At 57.9% G+C, this 17,882-nt stretch carries 15 protein-coding genes; 2 read left to right on the top strand and 13 right to left on the bottom strand.

All coding sequences use genetic code 11. The annotated features are described in order from the left end of the window. Window positions 1-3: 3 nt before the first annotated feature. From G7Y43_RS04475 to G7Y43_RS04455, 5 genes are all read right to left on the bottom strand, one after another. Window positions 4-867 (bottom strand): hypothetical protein, encoded by an 864-nt coding sequence (locus tag G7Y43_RS04475; protein WP_165044521.1) that lies wholly within the window; start codon window positions 865-867, stop codon window positions 4-6. Between the two features lie 75 nt (window positions 868-942). Continuing rightward, the gene (locus G7Y43_RS04470; protein ID WP_165044519.1) at window positions 943-2,634 is read right to left on the bottom strand and encodes a signal peptidase I; all 1,692 of its coding nucleotides are present in this window, start codon (window positions 2,632-2,634) and stop codon (window positions 943-945) included. Beyond that, on the bottom strand, window positions 2,621-3,772 hold the full coding sequence (locus G7Y43_RS04465) for a hypothetical protein (protein ID WP_165044517.1): 1,152 nt from the start codon (window positions 3,770-3,772) through the stop codon (window positions 2,621-2,623). Before G7Y43_RS04465 ends, G7Y43_RS04470 begins: the two co-directional genes overlap by 14 nt. Before the next feature lie 136 nt (window positions 3,773-3,908). Beyond that, the gene (locus tag G7Y43_RS04460; protein WP_165044515.1) at window positions 3,909-4,634 is read right to left on the bottom strand and encodes a hypothetical protein; all 726 of its coding nucleotides are present in this window, start codon (window positions 4,632-4,634) and stop codon (window positions 3,909-3,911) included. A 15-nt stretch (window positions 4,635-4,649) separates the two neighbouring features. Next, window positions 4,650-5,339, bottom strand: coding sequence for a signal peptidase I (locus G7Y43_RS04455; protein WP_165044513.1), 690 nt, complete (start codon window positions 5,337-5,339; stop codon window positions 4,650-4,652). 458 nt (window positions 5,340-5,797) lie between these two features. On the opposite strand from G7Y43_RS04455, the gene G7Y43_RS04450 reads away from it, so the two are divergent. Further along, complete coding sequence (locus G7Y43_RS04450; RefSeq protein WP_165044511.1) at window positions 5,798-6,313, top strand: GNAT family N-acetyltransferase; 516 nt, start codon at window positions 5,798-5,800, stop codon at window positions 6,311-6,313. A 153-nt stretch (window positions 6,314-6,466) separates the two neighbouring features. Here G7Y43_RS04450 and dxs read toward each other — a convergent pair whose 3' ends face one another. From dxs to efp, 7 genes are all read right to left on the bottom strand, one after another. Continuing rightward, window positions 6,467-8,368, bottom strand: a complete 1,902-nt coding sequence (gene dxs / locus G7Y43_RS04445) for a 1-deoxy-D-xylulose-5-phosphate synthase (protein WP_165044509.1) — start codon at window positions 8,366-8,368, stop codon at window positions 6,467-6,469. 87 nt (window positions 8,369-8,455) lie between these two features. Continuing rightward, entirely contained in the window at window positions 8,456-8,749 is a 294-nt protein-coding gene (locus G7Y43_RS04440; protein ID WP_165044507.1) for an exodeoxyribonuclease VII small subunit, read from the bottom strand. Beyond that, entirely contained in the window at window positions 8,739-9,506 is a 768-nt protein-coding gene (nusB, locus tag G7Y43_RS04435) for a transcription antitermination factor NusB (RefSeq protein WP_165044506.1), read from the bottom strand. Before nusB ends, G7Y43_RS04440 begins: the two co-directional genes overlap by 11 nt. Window positions 9,507-9,519: 13 nt before the next feature. Further along, complete coding sequence (locus G7Y43_RS04430; RefSeq protein WP_165044504.1) at window positions 9,520-9,864, bottom strand: Asp23/Gls24 family envelope stress response protein; 345 nt, start codon at window positions 9,862-9,864, stop codon at window positions 9,520-9,522. Continuing rightward, window positions 9,861-11,219 carry an acetyl-CoA carboxylase biotin carboxylase subunit gene (gene accC, locus G7Y43_RS04425; protein ID WP_165044502.1) on the bottom strand — a complete coding sequence of 453 codons (1,359 nt, stop codon included), beginning with the start codon at window positions 11,217-11,219 and terminating at the stop codon, window positions 9,861-9,863. Before accC ends, G7Y43_RS04430 begins: the two co-directional genes overlap by 4 nt. Continuing rightward, the gene (gene accB, locus G7Y43_RS04420; protein ID WP_165044500.1) at window positions 11,219-13,096 is read right to left on the bottom strand and encodes an acetyl-CoA carboxylase biotin carboxyl carrier protein; all 1,878 of its coding nucleotides are present in this window, start codon (window positions 13,094-13,096) and stop codon (window positions 11,219-11,221) included. Before accB ends, accC begins: the two co-directional genes overlap by 1 nt. Window positions 13,097-13,340: 244 nt before the next feature. Continuing rightward, window positions 13,341-13,901, bottom strand: a complete 561-nt coding sequence (gene efp / locus G7Y43_RS04415) for an elongation factor P (protein ID WP_165044498.1) — start codon at window positions 13,899-13,901, stop codon at window positions 13,341-13,343. A 408-nt stretch (window positions 13,902-14,309) separates the two neighbouring features. Here efp and G7Y43_RS04410 point away from each other — a divergent pair, with 408 nt between their 5' ends. Next, window positions 14,310-16,598 carry a hybrid sensor histidine kinase/response regulator gene (locus tag G7Y43_RS04410; RefSeq protein ID WP_165044496.1) on the top strand — a complete coding sequence of 763 codons (2,289 nt, stop codon included), beginning with the start codon at window positions 14,310-14,312 and terminating at the stop codon, window positions 16,596-16,598. Between the two features lie 83 nt (window positions 16,599-16,681). Here G7Y43_RS04410 and G7Y43_RS04405 read toward each other — a convergent pair whose 3' ends face one another. Beyond that, window positions 16,682-17,812 carry a M24 family metallopeptidase gene (locus tag G7Y43_RS04405; RefSeq protein WP_370514637.1) on the bottom strand — a complete coding sequence of 377 codons (1,131 nt, stop codon included), beginning with the start codon at window positions 17,810-17,812 and terminating at the stop codon, window positions 16,682-16,684. Between the last annotated feature and the right edge of the window lie 70 nt (window positions 17,813-17,882).

The raw sequence follows: 17,882 nt of genomic DNA, 5'->3' as shown, positions 1-17,882 counted from the left end.
TTCTTACTCCAGCGTTATTACTGTACCGGTGCCTGATTTTTTGGCGCCATCGTTATAGCGGTCTGCGGTGTGCTTGAAAAACAGCAGCTTGTAGGTGGAGTTGGGCTCAGCCGTAAACGTGCCTTGCGAACTGCCCGGCGTAGCACCGTCTATGCTTGCATCTGTCCACGACGACATCAGTTCGTTCGTGTTGTCGGGCGAGAACCTGGTGTTGTTCCACTTCAGCGTTACTTCACCAGCGTAGTCGTTGGTTTCGACCGTCACTAATACCGTACCGTCGCCCTTATCGACAATCGTGTAGCTGGGCACACTGCCGGCAACCGTAAACGTCGCAGTGAGCTTCTTGTCGTAGGGAGAAGTCGTTTTCACCGTCACCGTAATGGGATTGTCTGGCGAAGTCGGTTTTGTGGGGGTCACGTGGAGCACCTGTTGTGCTTTGCCATCTTCGCCCGTTGCCTTCGCGAGCTGATAACTACCGCTCGCACCGAGGTCTATCTCCGTCCCATCAGCGGCTTTCACGCTCACCGTCGCGTTTTGGGCTGTCACCGTGTACGCAATGTCCACCTGCGAGATAAGCGCGACGTTTTCTTTCTCATAGTTGTATAAGTGAATGTCGAAGGTGTCTGCGTATGGCACAACACGCGATACAGGATTTCCTTCCTCAGTAAGCTCAACAAGATAGTCGGAGCTTATATGGAATACAGCCGACTCCATTTCGGAGCTGTAAGGGTTTTCCGTCACGTAGCGCGCCGCCACGCTGCCAACTGCTAAAGCCACCACGCAAACGATCAGCGCCGCCCATGCGACAGCACGTTTGCCGCCCTTGATGGGCGCGCTCTCGGCAATCTGTCGTTTATCGTTTCGCATTCCTACTCTCTCTTCCGTGCTGAGGTTTCGCTAGCCTGCTCGGACGCACAACGCGCTGTGCAGGCTGGCGGAGTCTCAGTCAATCTGCTCTGCTCTCACAGTTAACTTCACTTCCGCAACAGCGCTGCGCGAGGCGTACTTCGCGTCGTTTTTGTTATTTGGCCAGCGCACGGTGAGCTTATACGTGTCGGTGCGCTGCGAAGCGGCCTCAAAAGTTCCCGCCTGAGCCTCTGCTGTCGTCGTGCCAATCGTGGGACCTATGCTCGTACCACCCGGGGAACCTGCCTCCGCGCTGCCCGAGGAACCCGCATCCCCATCTGTCAGCGCCACGGAAAGCACCGTGTCGACCGGACCGGTTGGGTTCGTTGGATCTGTTGGATCGGTTGGGTTAGTCGGGTTTGTCGGGTTCGTCGGGTTCGTCGGATCAGCGCCACCTGTACCCTGGCCATCCACTTTCTCAATCGTGCAGGTAAGCGGCATGCTGCCGTTCAGCTCCACCGTGAACAAGCAACGCAGCGCCACTTCGCTTATCGTACTGTCCTTTTTGTTGCTTACCGTGAAGGTGTACGTTGCTTCGTCGCCTGGCTTTTCGATTTTGCCCGTGTCATAAGTGATTTTTTCTGAACCCGGCATCGTGAATGCGAATGCCGCCACACGAGCGCTGTCGCTGGCGGAGCCATCCGACGCAAAGCGGGCTCCCACGCCCACAGCCAGGCACAAGCATACAACCAGCGCCAGCAGCGCACACACCGCTCTGCCGGTGTTTATAGGACGCATAACCTGAGACATGGAGACCTGTGACGCAGCGACCTGTGAGTGGTCTGTCGCAGACGCATTGCACTTCGAGCCCTCTGAGAAACCTCCCCTATTAGAGCTGTCCATAAGAGTCACACCCGTCGCGCACATGGCTTGCGATACAGCGCGCTGCGATATGACATAGGCGCCAACAGTCTGCGAAGCTGCGCCCGTATATGCGTCCGCATGTGTGTCCGCAGATACATCTGCGTGTGATCCCCGCAAAGGGCCCTTGGAGCGCGCGTGAGACAGCTGCTCCCTTAAGCTGGACACTTCGTTTTGAAGATCGTTCAGCTGCGCTTCTTCCCTGCTGCGATGCGGGCGGAATGACAACCACAGGAAAGCGACGGCAGCCAGCAGCAGCGCCGCGAACGTCGCCGGAGTTTGCAGCGCGCCAACCGCTGCGTCCACATACGGAACACTAAACACCACTGCGCCCTGCACGGCGTTTTTGTTGATAGGATCGTCGGGTGCGTTGTTCGCGTCGCCTTGTGTGGTAAGGGTGTCGCCTTCGCTCGCAACCACCCGATGCATCACCAGGTTTTGCCCCGACTGGTACACAACAACATCGCCCACCGCGTAGCTCTCCTGCGGCCGCACAACAACCAGGTCGTCAACTTCGAGTGCTGGAGACATACTGCCCGACATAACCACTGCCACGCCAAACCCAAAGGGCATAGGCAGCGCGTCGTCCTGCGGCGCCGTGGCAATGCGGAATGCGCCGAACCCCAGCGCAATGCACAGCAGCGCAACAACGATGAAGCGTACCGCCGAGAGGATGCGATGCTCTTGTGCGTGGGGCTCACAGGAAACGCTGACTTCGCGGGACATATGGAACTCACAGAACTCGCGGGATTCATGAGACTCGGGCACGCGGGACTCGCGAGACACATGAGACTCACGGAACTCGCGAGTCTGGGCATGCTGAACCTGGGAGCGCCCGTTTCGCCGCATCGAACTACCCGCGCGCATGGTCAGCGTCCTTTTCTCGTTTGCGGCGCGCTATCACTACCACAATCAGCGCGCATGCCGCAACAGCCAGCAAACACGCCGCCACAAGCGCAAGCGTGGAATCACCCGTTTGTGCTAGCAGACCAGCGACGATATCTTGTGGGGTTTTCGGCGTTTCGGCGGCAGGTGGCGCAGGCGCTTGCTCTGCCCGCACGAAGATAGTCGCCTTCACACCGAAGTCTTCGAGTGCTGCGTGGTCGCCGTGTGCCGTATCGGCAGCATCCGCTGCGCTTGTGCCGCCTTGCTCGTACGCCCAGCGCCACTCGATGGCATAACCCGCTTGACGCCCGGCATCAAGCGTGGCGGCATCCAGCACGCTAACGTTTTCGCCGTGCGGCTGCCAGTCGCTTACAGGATCACCAGCCGCGGTAAGCAGCCTCCATTCCAACGGAACACCTACGGAAGATGAAGGCTCTTCCGTTGTTGCAGCTGAACCCGCCGCGTCGGCAACACCTGCGTTATCTGCTGCACCTGCGGACCATGACTCAACCTTAAGTGAGACTTCGTAGCCCAGTGGAACCTCGGCATTGTTGCGCAGCGTGAAGTCGTAGCGGTTTGTCGTGCCCGGAGCGATGAGCTTGTCGCCATCGGCGGATGCCACCGTGTTGTTGTAGTTGCTCCGGAAAAGATCGACTTGTGTTTCGGTGCTCCACACCTGCGGGGTTCCGTAGACTTGCATCTCTCCAGGTTTCGCAGCGGCCGCAGGATCGCTTGCCGCAGAGCTTTCGACAGTTGATCGTGCGGAAACGGAACTATCGCTTGTTTCCGCAGAGTCGACCGATGCGGAATTAGCGCTTTTGGCGGCAGGCTGCGATGTGCTTTGCGCTGCTCCACTGCTCTGCTCGGCTGCGACCGATGTTGTCGAAGCGGATGTATCACTCACAGCAGCTACGTCAGTTTCGGCAGCGTCGGGCACAAGAGGAATGGCGCAGGCATCAGGCGCAGAGAAGCGCCCTAAGCTGCTTCCGAGCAACGTAGCAGTTAACACAACGCCAAGCGCTGCCAGCACGCAAAGCACTGGCAGCCACGGAGTGAGGTTCTTCTTTTGAGAGTTGGCGACCTGCCCAGAGGCCGCTTGATAGATGTATGGCTTCTTCACAGGACACCTCCTCGCAAAAAAGCGCTTTGTTCAAACCTTTACGTCCCCTCTTCAAAACGAGGGAACGCCCGCTTCCTCCCATCACAAGAGGAAGCGGGCTTTTCCGCGCTTCGCGCGGAACTACGCTGCGTGTGGGTTAGTCGATCTGAGTGACGGTGGCAGTATAGGTAAACGCGATCGTCGGAGCAGTCGTCAGATTGCCAAGCTTGGTATCCTTGTCGTCAGTTTGGAAAGGATTGCCGTCACCAGCAAATGCCCAATTCCAGGTAACCAAGTGGTCATACTTGTCTGACAATGGAGTATTGGGGGCGAATTGATTACTGCTATCCGTTTCTGCTTCGTTAAGAGCAGTTTTTACGGCTGTTTCAAATTCTTCAATCGAGGCATATACGTGATTAGTCTCGTTCGTACTATCTCCCATCTTATACGGAACGCTATCAATGGTGATAACAATGGGACAATATTCCGTATTCCCATCAATAGTCCAATCACTGAGATCAAGACTCGCTTCAGTCTTCACCTTGACCGCTACCTCAGGAGTGCCGGTGATTGAAGCATTAATCAATGTGCCTGATGTACCCGGCGCAACAACCTTGCTCCGGGAACCGTCTACAGCCGCGTTAGCTTCAACAGAATTTCCAGCAGTTAGAGTAGTCGATGTTGCAGCCTTCATATAGGTTGATTTAAAAATTGGATCGGTATTACTCACACTAACATCCACACCCCACTTCGCGACGCGTGCGGTGTCAGTCGCGGTATCTGAGGTCACGTACTTTGCGTAGGTTGCTCCGACGACACAGATAGTTAGGAGCACCAGTACGAACAGCCCCGAGGCTGTGCGCAGCGATCTGTTCTTCTCCATATAGCCCCTCTCCTTTCACATTTGGCTGTTTCGAGCTCGCAGTTCTTCGAGCTCACTTTGCAGCAGGCTTGCTTCGGCCCGCATGCGCTTCTCATAACGGCGGCGGCGCACGACATCCCACGCCACCAACAACAGAATTGGGCACACAACACACAAGATGATGCCCGGAACGGTTTGCATAAACATGACCACGCTGCCAACGCCCGGCAAGCGTGTTTGATAGATGCCCACCAACTTGTCAGCTGGCACGGGCGTGGCGTCGTCGGCGTTATTGGCAATGCCGCGCGTAATCCACGAAAGCCCCGCTTCGCCATTTTCAACCTGGGTTACCGCATGCGTAACAATGCTGGTGCCGTTGCCCGCCGGGTCGAAAAACGCGATGATGTCGCCCACCTGCACCTGCTCGGGGTCGGTAGTGTGGCAAATGATAAGGTCGCCACCTTGAATGTCGGGATACATTGAATCGGTAACCACAATAAGGGGGAACACGCCACCGATACTGGGCACTTCGTTGGGGTTGATAAAACTGCGCACGATAAGGGTGAGGTTTACAACCAGCATGGGCAGCAAAATAACGCAGAGCACAATGCCGACTGCCGTGCCCAGCTTATGACGAAAGCTGGACGCCGGCGTGCCGCCCGTGCTCTTTGCCCGAGCCGCCGCGTAGCTACCCGGACTTACGTTCATGCGCTCGTGTTGCGCCATCGTAGTCGTACCTTTTCTTACCTAAGCCTTATAGCTTGCCCTCCCCCAGCAAGCACTAGCTGTATTTTGTTTGTCTATGTCAGATGCCGACATTGTACCTATAAGCCCTCTCACAGACAATGTGAAAACGACATTTGTCTCAGCAAATCTGAGGATTATTTGCGCTTCTTGTAACATAGTGAGGACCCCATGCCGATTCTTGCGGCTCGTATGAGTGTAACAGGGTGACAGTAGGGACGGTGTGACAGTGGGGGCAGGGCGTTTTGTGACAATAGGGTCAGGTCACACTCTGAGAAACAAGTATCGGGAATGCACATGAGAGGGGTAGACTAAGCGAGAACACAAGACAAGCAGCCCTTTGCGTTGCGTGATGCTGGACATTACCCAAACAGTGCCTTGGTAGCACCTGCGCGCACGCTCAAACAACGAAGAAGAGTTGAAAGCACAAAGGAGGATTCATGACAACCGCTCGGTTTACCCCCGTTGTAACCGCCGATGATCAGGCCGCGCTCGCGCGCATGGCAAGCGACATTTGGCACGAGTACTGGCCCGCCATCATCGGTGAGGCGCAGACCGATTACATGGTAAGCCACTTCCAAAGCCTTCAGGCCATTCAGACCGACATGGCCGACAACGGCTACGAATACTGGTTTGTGGAAGATGCCGATGGCACTGCGCTCGGCTATACCGGCGGACATGCAGAGGCCGAAACCAACCGATTCTTTATCTCGAAGATTTACCTTGCAGCGCACGCACGCGGCAAGCACCTGTGCTCGCAAACCATACGCTTCTACGATGAGCTGTGCTGTGAGCGCGGGCTTTCGACCATGTATCTGACCGTGAACAAGCACAACGAACTGGGCGTTCGCGCCTACCAGGGAAACGGCTTTCGCGTTATCGAATGCGTAGTAACCGACATTGGAGACGGCTTTGTTATGGATGACTACATTATGGAGCGGCCCGTTTCCGCCTAAGAAAACACTGATATAAATCCGTCTTGCCTGTGTTGACGAGACGAATATCTGATAGCTAAAAACCGAGTGCGCACGTGTACGTACGCAAATGAGGTCTGAAGCCCTCAGGCGCCGACTCGTCGGCACAGGGCTGGTGGGTTTAGACGTGTTTCCTTAACGAAGGCGTTCGGCCACCGTACTCGCAATGCCGTCGGCGTCAAGCCCGATGCTGGAAAGCAGCACGTCGACACTTCCCTGCGGAATGAACTGGTCGGGAATACCCAGCGTAATGGCGGGCACACGGCTTTCCAGCTTCGCGAGCTCGGCGAGCACTCCTTCGCCAACGCCGCCAGCAAGCGCGCCTTCCTCCACCGTTACCACCAGGCGCGACGAAGTTGCCGCTTCGGCGATAGCAACGGCATCAAGCGGCTTAGCCCACCGCATGTCCACCACGCGCACCTGTAAACCCTGGCCCGCCAGCAGCTTCGCCGCGCCTACGCTTCTGCCAACCATGCGCCCGAACGCGAGAATGGTTGCGTCCAACACACTTTCGACAGCAACGCTGGGCTCGTACACCACGCGCGAGACGCCTTCCTCAAACACGCACGGTAGCTCGGGTACGGGCACGCCTTCGGCTTCGCCGCGCGGATAGCGTATGGCAACAGGGCCGTTCAGCGTAAGCGCGGTGTGCAGTGCGCTTGCAAGCTCGGCTTCGTCTGAGGGAGTAAGCACGCGCATATTGGGAACCATACGCGTGTACACCAGGTCAAACACGCCATGATGCGTGGGGCCGTCGTCGCCCACAAGGCCGGCGCGGTCGATGGCAAACACCACGTTGGCGTTTGCCAGGGCGTTATTCACGATAAGCTGGTCGACCGCCCGCTGCAAAAACGTGGAGTACAGCGTAACCACCGGCTTCATGCCGCCAAAGGCTAAACCACTCGCCATACCCACCGCATGCTCTTCGGTGATACCTGTGTCAATGAAGCGGCTGGGGAACTCTTCGGCAAACTTCGCCAACCCTGTGCCACCCTTCATGGCCGCCGTCATGGCGACGATACTGGCATCAGTGTGCGCCTCGCGCACCAGAGCGTCACCAAACACGCTGGTGTAGGTGGGAGCCGACGCAGGTTTCTTCTTAATTTCACCCGTAGCCACGTTATACGGCCCAACGCCGTGGAAGGTTTCGGGGTCGTTCGCTGCGGGGGAATAGCCTGCGCCCTTCTTGGTGACCACATGCATGAGCACCGGACCATCGGTTTCCAACACCATTTGCAGCGTTTCCTTCATTTGAGCAATGTCGTGCCCGTCAATGGGTGCGGTGCACAAGATGCCCATCTGCTCGTAGATCATCGTACGCGGCAGCACAAACTGCTTCATGGATTCCTTCATGTTGCGCCCGAAGTTCAGCAGTGCCACCGTAGCCTCGTTGGAATGCTCCATGCGCTCTTGCAGGTTGTCGCGCACCTGGCGGTACTGCGAGCTGGCACGCATACGGCCTAAGTGCCGCATGAGCGCGCCGGTGTTGCGCGAAATGGCCATTTCGTTGTCGTTTAGAATGATAACCATCGGTGTTCGAATGAACCCGATCTGGTTTAACGCCTCGAATGCCATGCCACCGGCAAGCGCCGCGTCGCCAATAAGCGCCACGACTTTTTGGTTGTCGCCGCGCAGGTCGCGCGCGCGGGCGTACCCGAGCGCCACCGATAGCGAATCGGACGCATGACCCGACGGATGGCTATCGTACGGGCTTTCCGACGGCTTGGGAAAGCCCGACATGCCTCCGTAGCGGCGCAGCGTGGCAAACTGCCCCAGGCGACCCGTCACCAACTTGTGCGCATACGCCTGATGCCCCACATCGAACACGAAGCGGTCGTGCGGGCAGTTCAAAACGCTATGTACGGCGAGAATGATTTCCACCGCACCCAGCGACGAGGCAACATGCCCGCCATTGCGCGAGGTGACGGTGACTATTTCTTCGCGAATTTCCTGCGCCAGTATGGACAGCTCTTCATTGGAGAGCAGCTTTAGGTCGGCAGGAGATTTCACCATGTCCAAGATACGCTGATCGTCCATATCGCGTCCTTTACGCATGCGTTTGCGCGAGCCCGCCGTGTTGCGGGTTCGCGCTCAGTTTCAATCAACCAGAATACAGGCGCGTGCCTACGATGCCGCTTCGGATGGGCTTATGGCGTCGCCCTCCGCTGTGCTGGATGCAGGCTCGCTGTGGTCGGGTTCGCTGCTTCCAGACTCGGCGTTGCCAGGTTCGCTTCTTCCAGACTCGGCGGAATCCACATCCTCTTCCAACATGTCGCTTGCTCGAAGCCCTAAGCCAACCGCTTCTTCGCACAAGGCCAGCGCTTCATCGAGCGAGGTTTCTTCGTCGTTTACCGCATCGAGAATCTCATCGAGACGCTTCTGTACATCAGCGAACGTCTCACCTGCGCTATTCGCCATGCGCGGTGCCTTCCTCGGCTTCGCGCGCTGGCTCGGGTTCGCTTTCAACTTCGGCTACCGCTTCGTCCTCAGCGGCTTCACGCAGCGTTTCGGCTTCAGGCGCGTCAGCTTCAGCTTCACTTTCGGCGCCGTCGGTCGCATCCGCTTCCACTATCGCGGCCGAAACGGGCGGTTCAAGCACTTCCCCTGCTTCGATGCCGCGGGCGATGTTTCCCAAAACACCATTGACGAACTGGGACGACTCGTTTTGCCCACCGAAGAACTTCGCCAAGTCAACTGCCTCGTTGATAGAAACGGAAATGGGCGTTTCATCAACGCAGAACATCTCGTAGGCCGCCAGGCGCAAAATGCACCGATCGGCTACCGGCATGCGTTCAACCGACCAGTTTGAAGACACGGCGCCCAGGCGCTCGTCGATGGCGGCAAGGTTTTCGTCAACCCCTTCGACAAGCATCAGCGCGTAGTCAGGCAGCGGTGCCACACCAGCATGAACCGACATGTCGATGTCGGCCAACACCGGCTTCTTGGCGTATTCGTCGCCCTGCTCAAGTTGCTGCTGCCACTGCTCGTAAAGCGGCTCCCACGCAGCCACCGCTTCAGCGATGGCGCTTTCCAGCTCGTCAAGCACGTCGCCGGTGTACAAACAGCATCCGTCAACGACCGCACCGGCCGGGTGAATGCCCTGCACCTCAGCGGCATACAGCGCCTGAATGGCGCACCAACGCGCATGCGTGCGCACATGTCGTTTCGTCGTCATGTGGCGCATCCCCCTAGCGGGCGAATTGGATGCCGTCAACGTACACGTCAACCGACGAGATAGAGGCCCCCACCTGAATGGCGGCGGCGTCTACCACGGCCTCGCGGATTTTGGCCGCCAGCTCGGGCAGCACCGTTCCGTAATACGCATCGACATGCACCGAAACGCTGAGGTTATCCTGTTCGTCAGCCACCACTTCGACGCCCTGTACACCCTGCTTGCCGCCGAGCCTCGAGCGGAAGCCCGACGCACTCGATCCAAGAGAAGCAACGCCTTCAACTTCAGCAACAGCAATGGAGACGATGGTTTCCAGCACGCCGGGAGCCAGCGCCATGCCATCGATGTTCAGATTCGTCATAATACGTCTCCCATCTGGGTTTCAATGAAATCAGTGGTTACATCGCCTGCGCGAAACGCCGCGTTTTCAAGCACGCGACGGTGAAACGGGATGGTGGTAGCAATGCCGGGACCCTCGATGACGAACTCGTCGAGAGCACGCGCGGCGCGGGCGAGCGCTTCTTCCCTATCTTGCCCGCTGACGATGAGCTTAGCTATGAGCGAGTCGTAATGCGGCGAAATGCGCGAACCCGACTTCACATAGCTTTCCACGCGCACACCCGGACCTGCCGGCGGATCGAACAACGTGATAGTTCCCGGGCAGGGACGGAAGCCATGCTGAGGATCCTCGGCGTTGATGCGGAATTCGATGGCGTGACCCATCGGCGTAAACGGCGCGCGGTCGGCGCAGCTCATCGGTTCGCCCGCAGCAATGCGCAGCTGCTCTTTGATGATGTCGGTGCCGGTAATTTGTTCGGACACGGGATGTTCAACCTGCACGCGCGTGTTCATTTCCATGAAGTAGAACGACCCGCGCTCATCGAGCAGAAACTCGATGGTTCCGGCGTTGCGATAGTTGGTTGCACGCACCGCCTTCAGCGCCGCAACACCCATCGCCCGACGCAACTCTTCGGTAAGTGCCGGCGAGGGCGCCTCTTCGATCAGCTTCTGATGGCGGCGCTGGATGGAACAGTCGCGCTCGCACAGCGCCACGCTGTTGCCGAAGTTGTCGGCGAGCACCTGCACCTCAACGTGACGCGGGCGCAAGACAAGCTTTTCTAAGTACACGCCGTCGTTGCCGAATGCCGCACCGGCTTCGGTGCGGGCCGCTACGTACTGCGACTCCAGATCGGCCGGGTCGTGCACTTCGCGCATACCCTTGCCGCCACCGCCCGCAGTTGCCTTAATGAGCACCGGGTAACCCACCTGTTCGGCAAACTCGCGCGCCTCTTGGACGGTATCCAAGCAACCATCGGAGCCGGGAACGGTGGGAACCCCGCAGGTTTTCATGGTTTCGCGCGCCGAGCTCTTATCGCCCATGCGCTCGATACATTCCGCAGACGGCCCAATAAAGACCAGCCCCTCTTCGCAACATGCACGAGCGAAATCGGCATTCTCGGCCAGAAAGCCGTAACCCGGATGAATTGCCTCGGCACCGGTGATTTTCGCCGCCTCGATAATGTTTGCCATAACCAGATAGCTTTTCGCCGCAGGAGCAGGCCCAATGCACACCGCTTCATCGGCATAGCGAACCGGGTACGTGTCGGCATCTTCAGTTGAATATACAGCGACCGTACCAACGCCGAGTTCCCTGCACGCGCGCATAACACGCAGGGCAACCTCGCCACGGTTCGCTATGAGCACCTTGCTAAACATTACTCAGTCTCCGAAACGAGCGGAACACTGGCATGAGGTTCCACATAGAACAGCACCGTGCCGTACTCGACCGGCGCGCCGTCTTCCAGGCACACTTCGCGAACCGTGCCCATTTCTTCGGCTTCGATCTCGTTCATGAGCTTCATGGCTTCAACGATGCACAAGGTTTGGCCGGCCGATACTTCGTCGCCCGCCTTCACAAACGGCGGCTCGCCGGGTGCGGGGGCAACGTAGAATGTGCCTACCATGGGAGCTGTCACAGCGTGCCAGTTGGCCGGACGCTCATTTGCGGCGGGCGCAGGTGCGGCTGCAGCAGGTGCCGCCACAGGGGCAGCAGCGGGTGCGGCTACCGCCACCGGAACGGCAGCGTTTTCGCCTTTTGCCCTGATGGAGATGCGCATTCCCTCTTCCTCCACCACGATTTCGCCGACGCCGCTTTCCTCGGCGACCTTTACCAGCTCGCGAATCTGATTGATGTCCACGTAATCGTCCTCCTTGGTGCCGCTGCTTTCCTCTTGCATTAAGAAGTCAACTTTTTCATGTGCGCGGTGCTTGCTTAAATACGTGCGGGCCTCGTTGGGGAACAAGGCGTACATGAGCACGTCTTCCTCGCTCTTCGCCAGTTCGCCAATTTCCTCGGCAACCTCGTTGTAGGTGGTGGTGACAAGCGAGCCGGGAGCCACATCGGGCGGCAGCATTTCGGCGTTGCCCACCACCTTGGCAACCACGTCTTTGTCCATGCGCCCAGGTGCCTTGCCGTAGTAGCCGAGAATGTAGTCTTTCATTTCCTTCGACACTACGCCCCAGCGCTTGCCGGTAAGCACGTTGAACACTGCCTGCGTGCCCACGATCTGGGAAAGCGGGGTAACGAGCGGCGGGTAGCCCACCTCGGCGCGAACGCGCGGGATTTCGGCCATAACCTCGGGCAGGCGGTCGGCAGCCTTCTGCACTTCCAGCTGGCTGACCAAGTTGCTCATCATGCCGCCCGGCACCTGATGGGAGTACACCTGCATGTGGGTAAGCGACGACACGCCGCGCTTGTAGTGGCCGCGCTTGCGCACTTCCTCCCAGTATTCGGAGATTTCGAACAGAAGATCGAGATTAATGCCCGTGTCATAGCGGCTTTCCTGCAGCGCTGCCACGATCATCTCGACTGCGGGATGCGAGTTGCCGAATGCCAGCGGTGCGTGCGCCGTGTCGGCAATAGCCGCGCCCGCTTCGGCGGCCTTTAGGATGTTGGCCGGAGCCATGCCACCCACGTAGTGACAGTGCACGTGCACCGGCAGGCCAATTTCGGCGTTGAACGCCTTCACCATGCGCTCGGTGCGGTACGGCGTAAGCATACCCGCCATGTCTTTGATAGCAATGGAGTCGGCACCGAGGTCTTTGAGCTGCTGGCCGTATTCCAGGAAACTGTCGAGCGTGTGCACCGGGGAAATGGTGTAGGAGATAGCACCTTCGAAGTGCGCGCCGCATTCGCGAATGGCCTCGGCGTTGTCAACCACATTACGGATGTCGTTCAGCGCGTCGAACACGCGGAATACATGGATACCGTTGCGGTTGGCCGCCTTGATGAAGCGGTTCACGATTTCCTTGGAATAGTGCTTGTAACCTACCAGATTCTGACCGCGCGACAGCATGGCCAGTGGCGTGTTCGGCGTGCTTGCCTTGATGGAGCGCAAACGTTCCCACGGGTTCTCGTCCAAGAAGCGCAAGCAGGAGTCGAACGTCGCGCCGCCCCACGCCTCGATGGCCCAGTACCCAACGCGGTCCATGAGCGGGAGGATCGGCTGCATGTCGCCGATTGACATGCGCGTGGCCCACAGGCTCTGCTGGCCGTCACGGATGGTGGTATCCATGATCTGAAGCCTTGGCATGAACTCACACCTCCTTATCGGTGAGAAGAGTCAAAGATCGAAACCAGAATTATAGGAGAAGAGCGGCGCCGCGACGCGTGCTGCAAGGAAATTCACCGACAAGAAACATGCTTCGCGAGCCGGGCGGCACGGACGGTTTGTGACGGCGAAGAAAAAGCCCCGAACACGGGGCTTTTCTATGCGTTGCGCTTCGCTTGTGCACTTGTGCGCTTGTACGCGCCAGCTTGCTGTTACACGCTTGCTACTACACGCGCTTCACGAAACGACCGTCGCGAGAGTCGATCTGCAGCACTTCGCCAACTTCGATATACATGGGAACCTGCACCACAGCGCCGGTTTCCAGCGTGGCAGGCTTGCCGCCGCCCTGCACGGTGTCGCCCTTAAAGCCCGGCTCGGTTTCCACAACTTCAAGCTCTACGAACATGGGAGGCTCGATGCTGATCAGCTCGTCGCCGGCATACAGCAGGCTCGCTTCATCATTCTCTTTAAGCCACTTGGCCACATCGCCCACAATATCGGCAGTAATAGACATCTGCTCGAAGGTATTGTTGTCCATAAAGTAGAAGTCGGAACCGTCGTTGTACAGGTACTGCATCTTCTTGGTTTCCAAGCGAACGGTGTCGAACTTGGTGCCGGCATTGAAGGTGTAGTCGACCACGCGGCCGGTCTTAATATCACGCAGCTTGGTGCGCACGAACGCGCCGCCCTTTCCCGGCTTCACGTGCTGGAACTCAACGATGGTGCACATCTTGCCGTTGTTGATGATGCACATGCCGTTCTTGAAATCGGCGGTGGAAATTGCCATGGTCTTCCTCCTGCTGGCCTACTTGCGCTCTTTCGGGTTGTTATTTAAACCTGCACAGTATACCCGACTTACCAAAAAAATGGGAGAGGTCACTTCCCAAGCCCGTTCAAGCGACCTTTTTGCCGCTCGGCCTGAATTGCCAACTTAGTGCAAACTTCAACAATCAACCTTCTCAATTGTGCTCAGCTGCTTGACACCGAAACCAAGTAATTACGCGGCGTGTGTCAGAACTTCCAGACCGATGCGGCAAGCGCACGTGCAACATCTATCACACTTTGTGACAGATAGACAACATTTTGTGTGTAGTGCTTGTTTCGCATTACAATATCGGCGTTGTAACGAAGAAGCTACAGACGCGATGCAGCGTATGCAACAATCGCGTGCGGCTGATCTGGTAAGGAACCAACCGTGAACAAACTTGCGGCTGCCTCCCTTAAGAATACGACCAACCAGCGATTGTTGCTGTCGGCATTCATACTCGCCGCTGCGATTATCGCCATCCTGACGGCGGCGTTCGTTTACCATACGACCGAAGAAGTCGAGTCGAACGCACTGCGAAACGCCCAAGAACTCGCCGATCACGATATCGATTTCTTCCAGTCCCAACTAGACGCACGATGGGACGAACTAGCCAGTATTGGCTCAGAGTTCGCACTCTATCATGATACAACCATGGCCGACGTCCAAAGCCGCCTTGCCATTGAACAACAGGCGAGCAGCTTCAACACGCTATACCTTGTCGACGACGCCGGCAACCTGTACTCAACTACCATGCTCGCAAAAACTGCCTCCGACAACCCTTACATCGCCCAGCTTGCCTCGGGACTTGATCGCAGCGCGCTGCGTTACGACACCGACGAACTCATCGACGACAATATCGGGGGCGACCCCGTGCCTACCATCGTCTACACCGTGCGCATTAACCCATATGATGTTGAGGAAACATCCATCGTCGGCATTATTGGACTTCGCCACGTTGACCTGGTACAAGAGCATCTGCGTATCGAATGTTACAATGGACAGGGTTCAAGTACCGTCGTTGACAACCACGGCGACTACGTGGTCAACATCGATACCGACGCCAGCGACACCGAAGCGAACTTTTTCGGCCTGCTGGCAAGCGCGCGATCGGTGGAGGATGGCGTCGACAGCGTGATCGAGCGCATCCAAGCCAACAAAGCGTTCACTTTCTCGTGGGTAAACGCCGACGGCAAAAAGATGGTGTCTATCGTGCGCCCCATCAACAACACCGACTGGCAAACCGTAATGGCCATTCCCGAAGCAGTGTTCTCGGAACAAAGCATGCGGGTTATCACTATGACCACCATCGTACTGGTGAGTATTGTGGGTGTCGTAGTAGTGCTCGCTGCGCTCGTGTTCCGCGTGAGCAGGAGCGCCGTGAAGGCAGAGGCCGACGCTCAAGCACGCAGCGAGTTCTTATCGAATATGAGTCACGAGATTCGCACGCCCTTAAACGGCCTGGTCGGGCTCAACTACTTGATGCGCGAAAACTTAGAAGACGACCGTAAAATGCGCGATTACCTGACGAAGTCGTCAACCATCACGCAGTACTTGCTGTCGCTTGTAAACGACATCCTTGACGTGAGCAAACTGCAAGCGGGCAAATTTGATATCGCGCACGATCCGATTAACCTCAGCGCGCTCATCGACGCCGTATACGCCATGCAGCGCGACACGTTCGCCAACAAGGGTGTTTCGCTGTCAGTGTCGAAACAGCTTACAAGTGAGTGTATTCTCAGCGATGAAACGCACGTTAAACAGGTGCTCATGAACATCTTGAGCAATGCCGCAAAGTTCACTGACAAAGGTGGTGCAGTCGCGCTCCGTGTGAGCCAGAGCGAGCCAGCCGACGGCATGGTGACCACCACCTTCGAGGTAGAAGACAACGGCTGCGGCATGGATCCCGAGTTCATGGAGCATATCTTCGACCCGTTTGCACAGGAGCGCAACAAGATTAAAACAAGCCAAAAGGGAACCGGGCTGGGAATGTCTATCAGCTCGCTTCTGGTGAAGCAGATGGGTGGCACAATATCTGTGCGAAGCAAGCGCAACGTGGGAAGCTGCTTCACCGTTGTGCTGCCCGCACCGGTAAGCGACAAGCGTCCGTGTAATGAGCCTCCACTTGGCAAGCCCGCCGCGCAGACATGCGACGGGAAGGCCTGCGACCAGGCCGGCGCTGCGGTGGACGGCGGGGCTGGCGGGACTGGCGACAAGGTGGACAACGGGGCTGGCAGAGCCAGCAACAAGATGGACGGTACGGTCAGCGGAACCGGCGAGACTGACAACGAAACAGGACAGAAGCGTCCGACGCACATTTTGGTTGCCGAAGACAACGAACTGAACGCCATCATTCTGACAGAAATCCTGCGTGGCGTGGGCTACTCGGTCGAATGCGCCGCAGACGGGCAGGAAGCCGTGCGCATGGTAGAAGAATCACCCGTTGGTTATTTCGAGCTCGTGCTCATGGACGTGCAGATGCCTATCATGAACGGCTACGACGCCACGCGCGCTATCCGTAAACTCGACCGCGATGATACCGACGACATCGTAATCTTCGCCTGCACAGCTAATACGTTTAAGGAAGATCGCGACCTGGCTATCGAAGCAGGCATGAACGGATTCTTAGGCAAACCGGTCAACGTCGAGGAAATGATACGGAAGTTCTCGACGCTGTAGCAGGTGCGCTGCAACAGCGGCAAGTGTGGATATGCGGCGGGGGCGACATATCGATCACCACCGCATGTCCACGAGCAAAACTGCTACAGTACCACCATGTCGTGCGGTGAGTGCGTGAATACCTCAAAGCCGTCCGACGTGATAACACCGAAGTCCTCGAGTCGCATGCCGAACTCGCCCGCAAGGTAGATACCCGGCTCAACCGTGACCACGTTGCCGACAACCAACGGCTCGGTGTTGCGCGAATTCAAGCACGGTTCCTCGTGAATATCGAGACCCACACCGTGCCCCAGCCCATGGCCCATCTTCCCGCCGAATCCCGCATCGGCAAGCACGCGTTCGGCAAGTTCGTGCATCTCGATGCCCGTGACGCCGGGTTTCAAGGCTGTCGCAACCGCTTCATTCGCCGCCCGCATGGCTTCATAAGCAGCGCGCATGCGCGAGGTTGGTTCGCCCAAGAACACCGTACGCGTCATATCGGAGCAGTAGCCGCGTAGCTTCGCGCCGAAGTCCATAACCACGCACTGCCCTGCCTCCAAGCGTGTGTTACCCGGAATAGCATGAGGGCTTGCCCCGTTCGCGCCGCAGGCGACAATACTGGGAAAGGCAAGGTCATCCGCACCAGCGCGACGCATGAAGTCCTCAAGCTCGATTTGCACCTCGCGCTCGGTCATACCCGGGCGCATGAAGCCGATAACGTGTTCGAACGCCGCATCGGTAATGGCCTGCGCGGCGCGCAATCGCTCGATTTCGGCGGCGTCCTTCACCGCCCGCAAGCCTACCACCATGCCGCTGGTTTCGCGGAAGGGGGTATTGGTTGTGGCCACTTCGGCGAACGCCGCTTCGAGCCGACGGTATTCCGCGAGTGTGATGGAGTCCTCAATACCAAGCGGGCGCACGCAAGCAGCGTCGGCTGCGCACGCACCAGCAACCGCACCCGTAGCGTCGGCTACGCTCGTGTCAGCTGTCGCGTGCTCGTCGCAAGCGGTACTTTCGCCCATCAGTCGCGCCGCGAACTTTGCATGACTCACCCGCTCAGAGTTCACCTGCACTCCCGTGCCGCGCGCCGCGCGCTCACATGCGTCGGTATAGCGCGAATCGGTGTGCAACACCGCGCGATCAGGCGTGACGAGCAGCAGGTGAGCCGCCTCGCTGTCGAACACACTATCGAACGCCGTGAGCCACGCAATGCTCGACGTGTCGCGCACGTACATGCCATCAATGCCTGCGGCCGCGCACGCTTCACGCAAACGAGCGATGCGCGCCTGCGACAACACAGCCGAT

This window comes from Adlercreutzia sp. ZJ138 (assembly GCF_011038935.1).
GTDB lineage: Bacteria > Actinomycetota > Coriobacteriia > Coriobacteriales > Eggerthellaceae > ZJ141.
This window is presented reverse-complemented; position numbering and strand designations above follow the sequence as displayed.

What these genes read in the sequence shown, in the direction of transcription:
- dxs (WP_165044509.1), bottom strand. Translation starts at nt 8,368, where the DNA reads ATGGACGATCAGCGTATCTTGGACATGGTGAAATCTCCTGCCGACCTA.
- G7Y43_RS04430 (WP_165044504.1), bottom strand. Translation starts at nt 9,864, where the DNA reads ATGACGAATCTGAACATCGATGGCATGGCGCTGGCTCCCGGCGTGCTG.
- G7Y43_RS04405 (WP_370514637.1), bottom strand. Translation starts at nt 17,812, where the DNA reads ATGTACGTGCGCGACACGTCGAGCATTGCGTGGCTCACGGCGTTCGAT.
- G7Y43_RS04475 (WP_165044521.1), bottom strand. Translation starts at nt 867, where the DNA reads ATGCGAAACGATAAACGACAGATTGCCGAGAGCGCGCCCATCAAGGGC.
- G7Y43_RS04470 (WP_165044519.1), bottom strand. Translation starts at nt 2,634, where the DNA reads ATGCGCGCGGGTAGTTCGATGCGGCGAAACGGGCGCTCCCAGGTTCAG.
- G7Y43_RS04455 (WP_165044513.1), bottom strand. Translation starts at nt 5,339, where the DNA reads ATGGCGCAACACGAGCGCATGAACGTAAGTCCGGGTAGCTACGCGGCG.
- G7Y43_RS04460 (WP_165044515.1), bottom strand. Translation starts at nt 4,634, where the DNA reads ATGGAGAAGAACAGATCGCTGCGCACAGCCTCGGGGCTGTTCGTACTG.
- accC (WP_165044502.1), bottom strand. Translation starts at nt 11,219, where the DNA reads ATGTTTAGCAAGGTGCTCATAGCGAACCGTGGCGAGGTTGCCCTGCGT.
- accB (WP_165044500.1), bottom strand. Translation starts at nt 13,096, where the DNA reads ATGCCAAGGCTTCAGATCATGGATACCACCATCCGTGACGGCCAGCAG.
- G7Y43_RS04440 (WP_165044507.1), bottom strand. Translation starts at nt 8,749, where the DNA reads ATGGCGAATAGCGCAGGTGAGACGTTCGCTGATGTACAGAAGCGTCTC.
- G7Y43_RS04450 (WP_165044511.1), top strand. Translation starts at nt 5,798, where the DNA reads ATGACAACCGCTCGGTTTACCCCCGTTGTAACCGCCGATGATCAGGCC.
- nusB (WP_165044506.1), bottom strand. Translation starts at nt 9,506, where the DNA reads ATGACGACGAAACGACATGTGCGCACGCATGCGCGTTGGTGCGCCATT.
- efp (WP_165044498.1), bottom strand. Translation starts at nt 13,901, where the DNA reads ATGGCAATTTCCACCGCCGATTTCAAGAACGGCATGTGCATCATCAAC.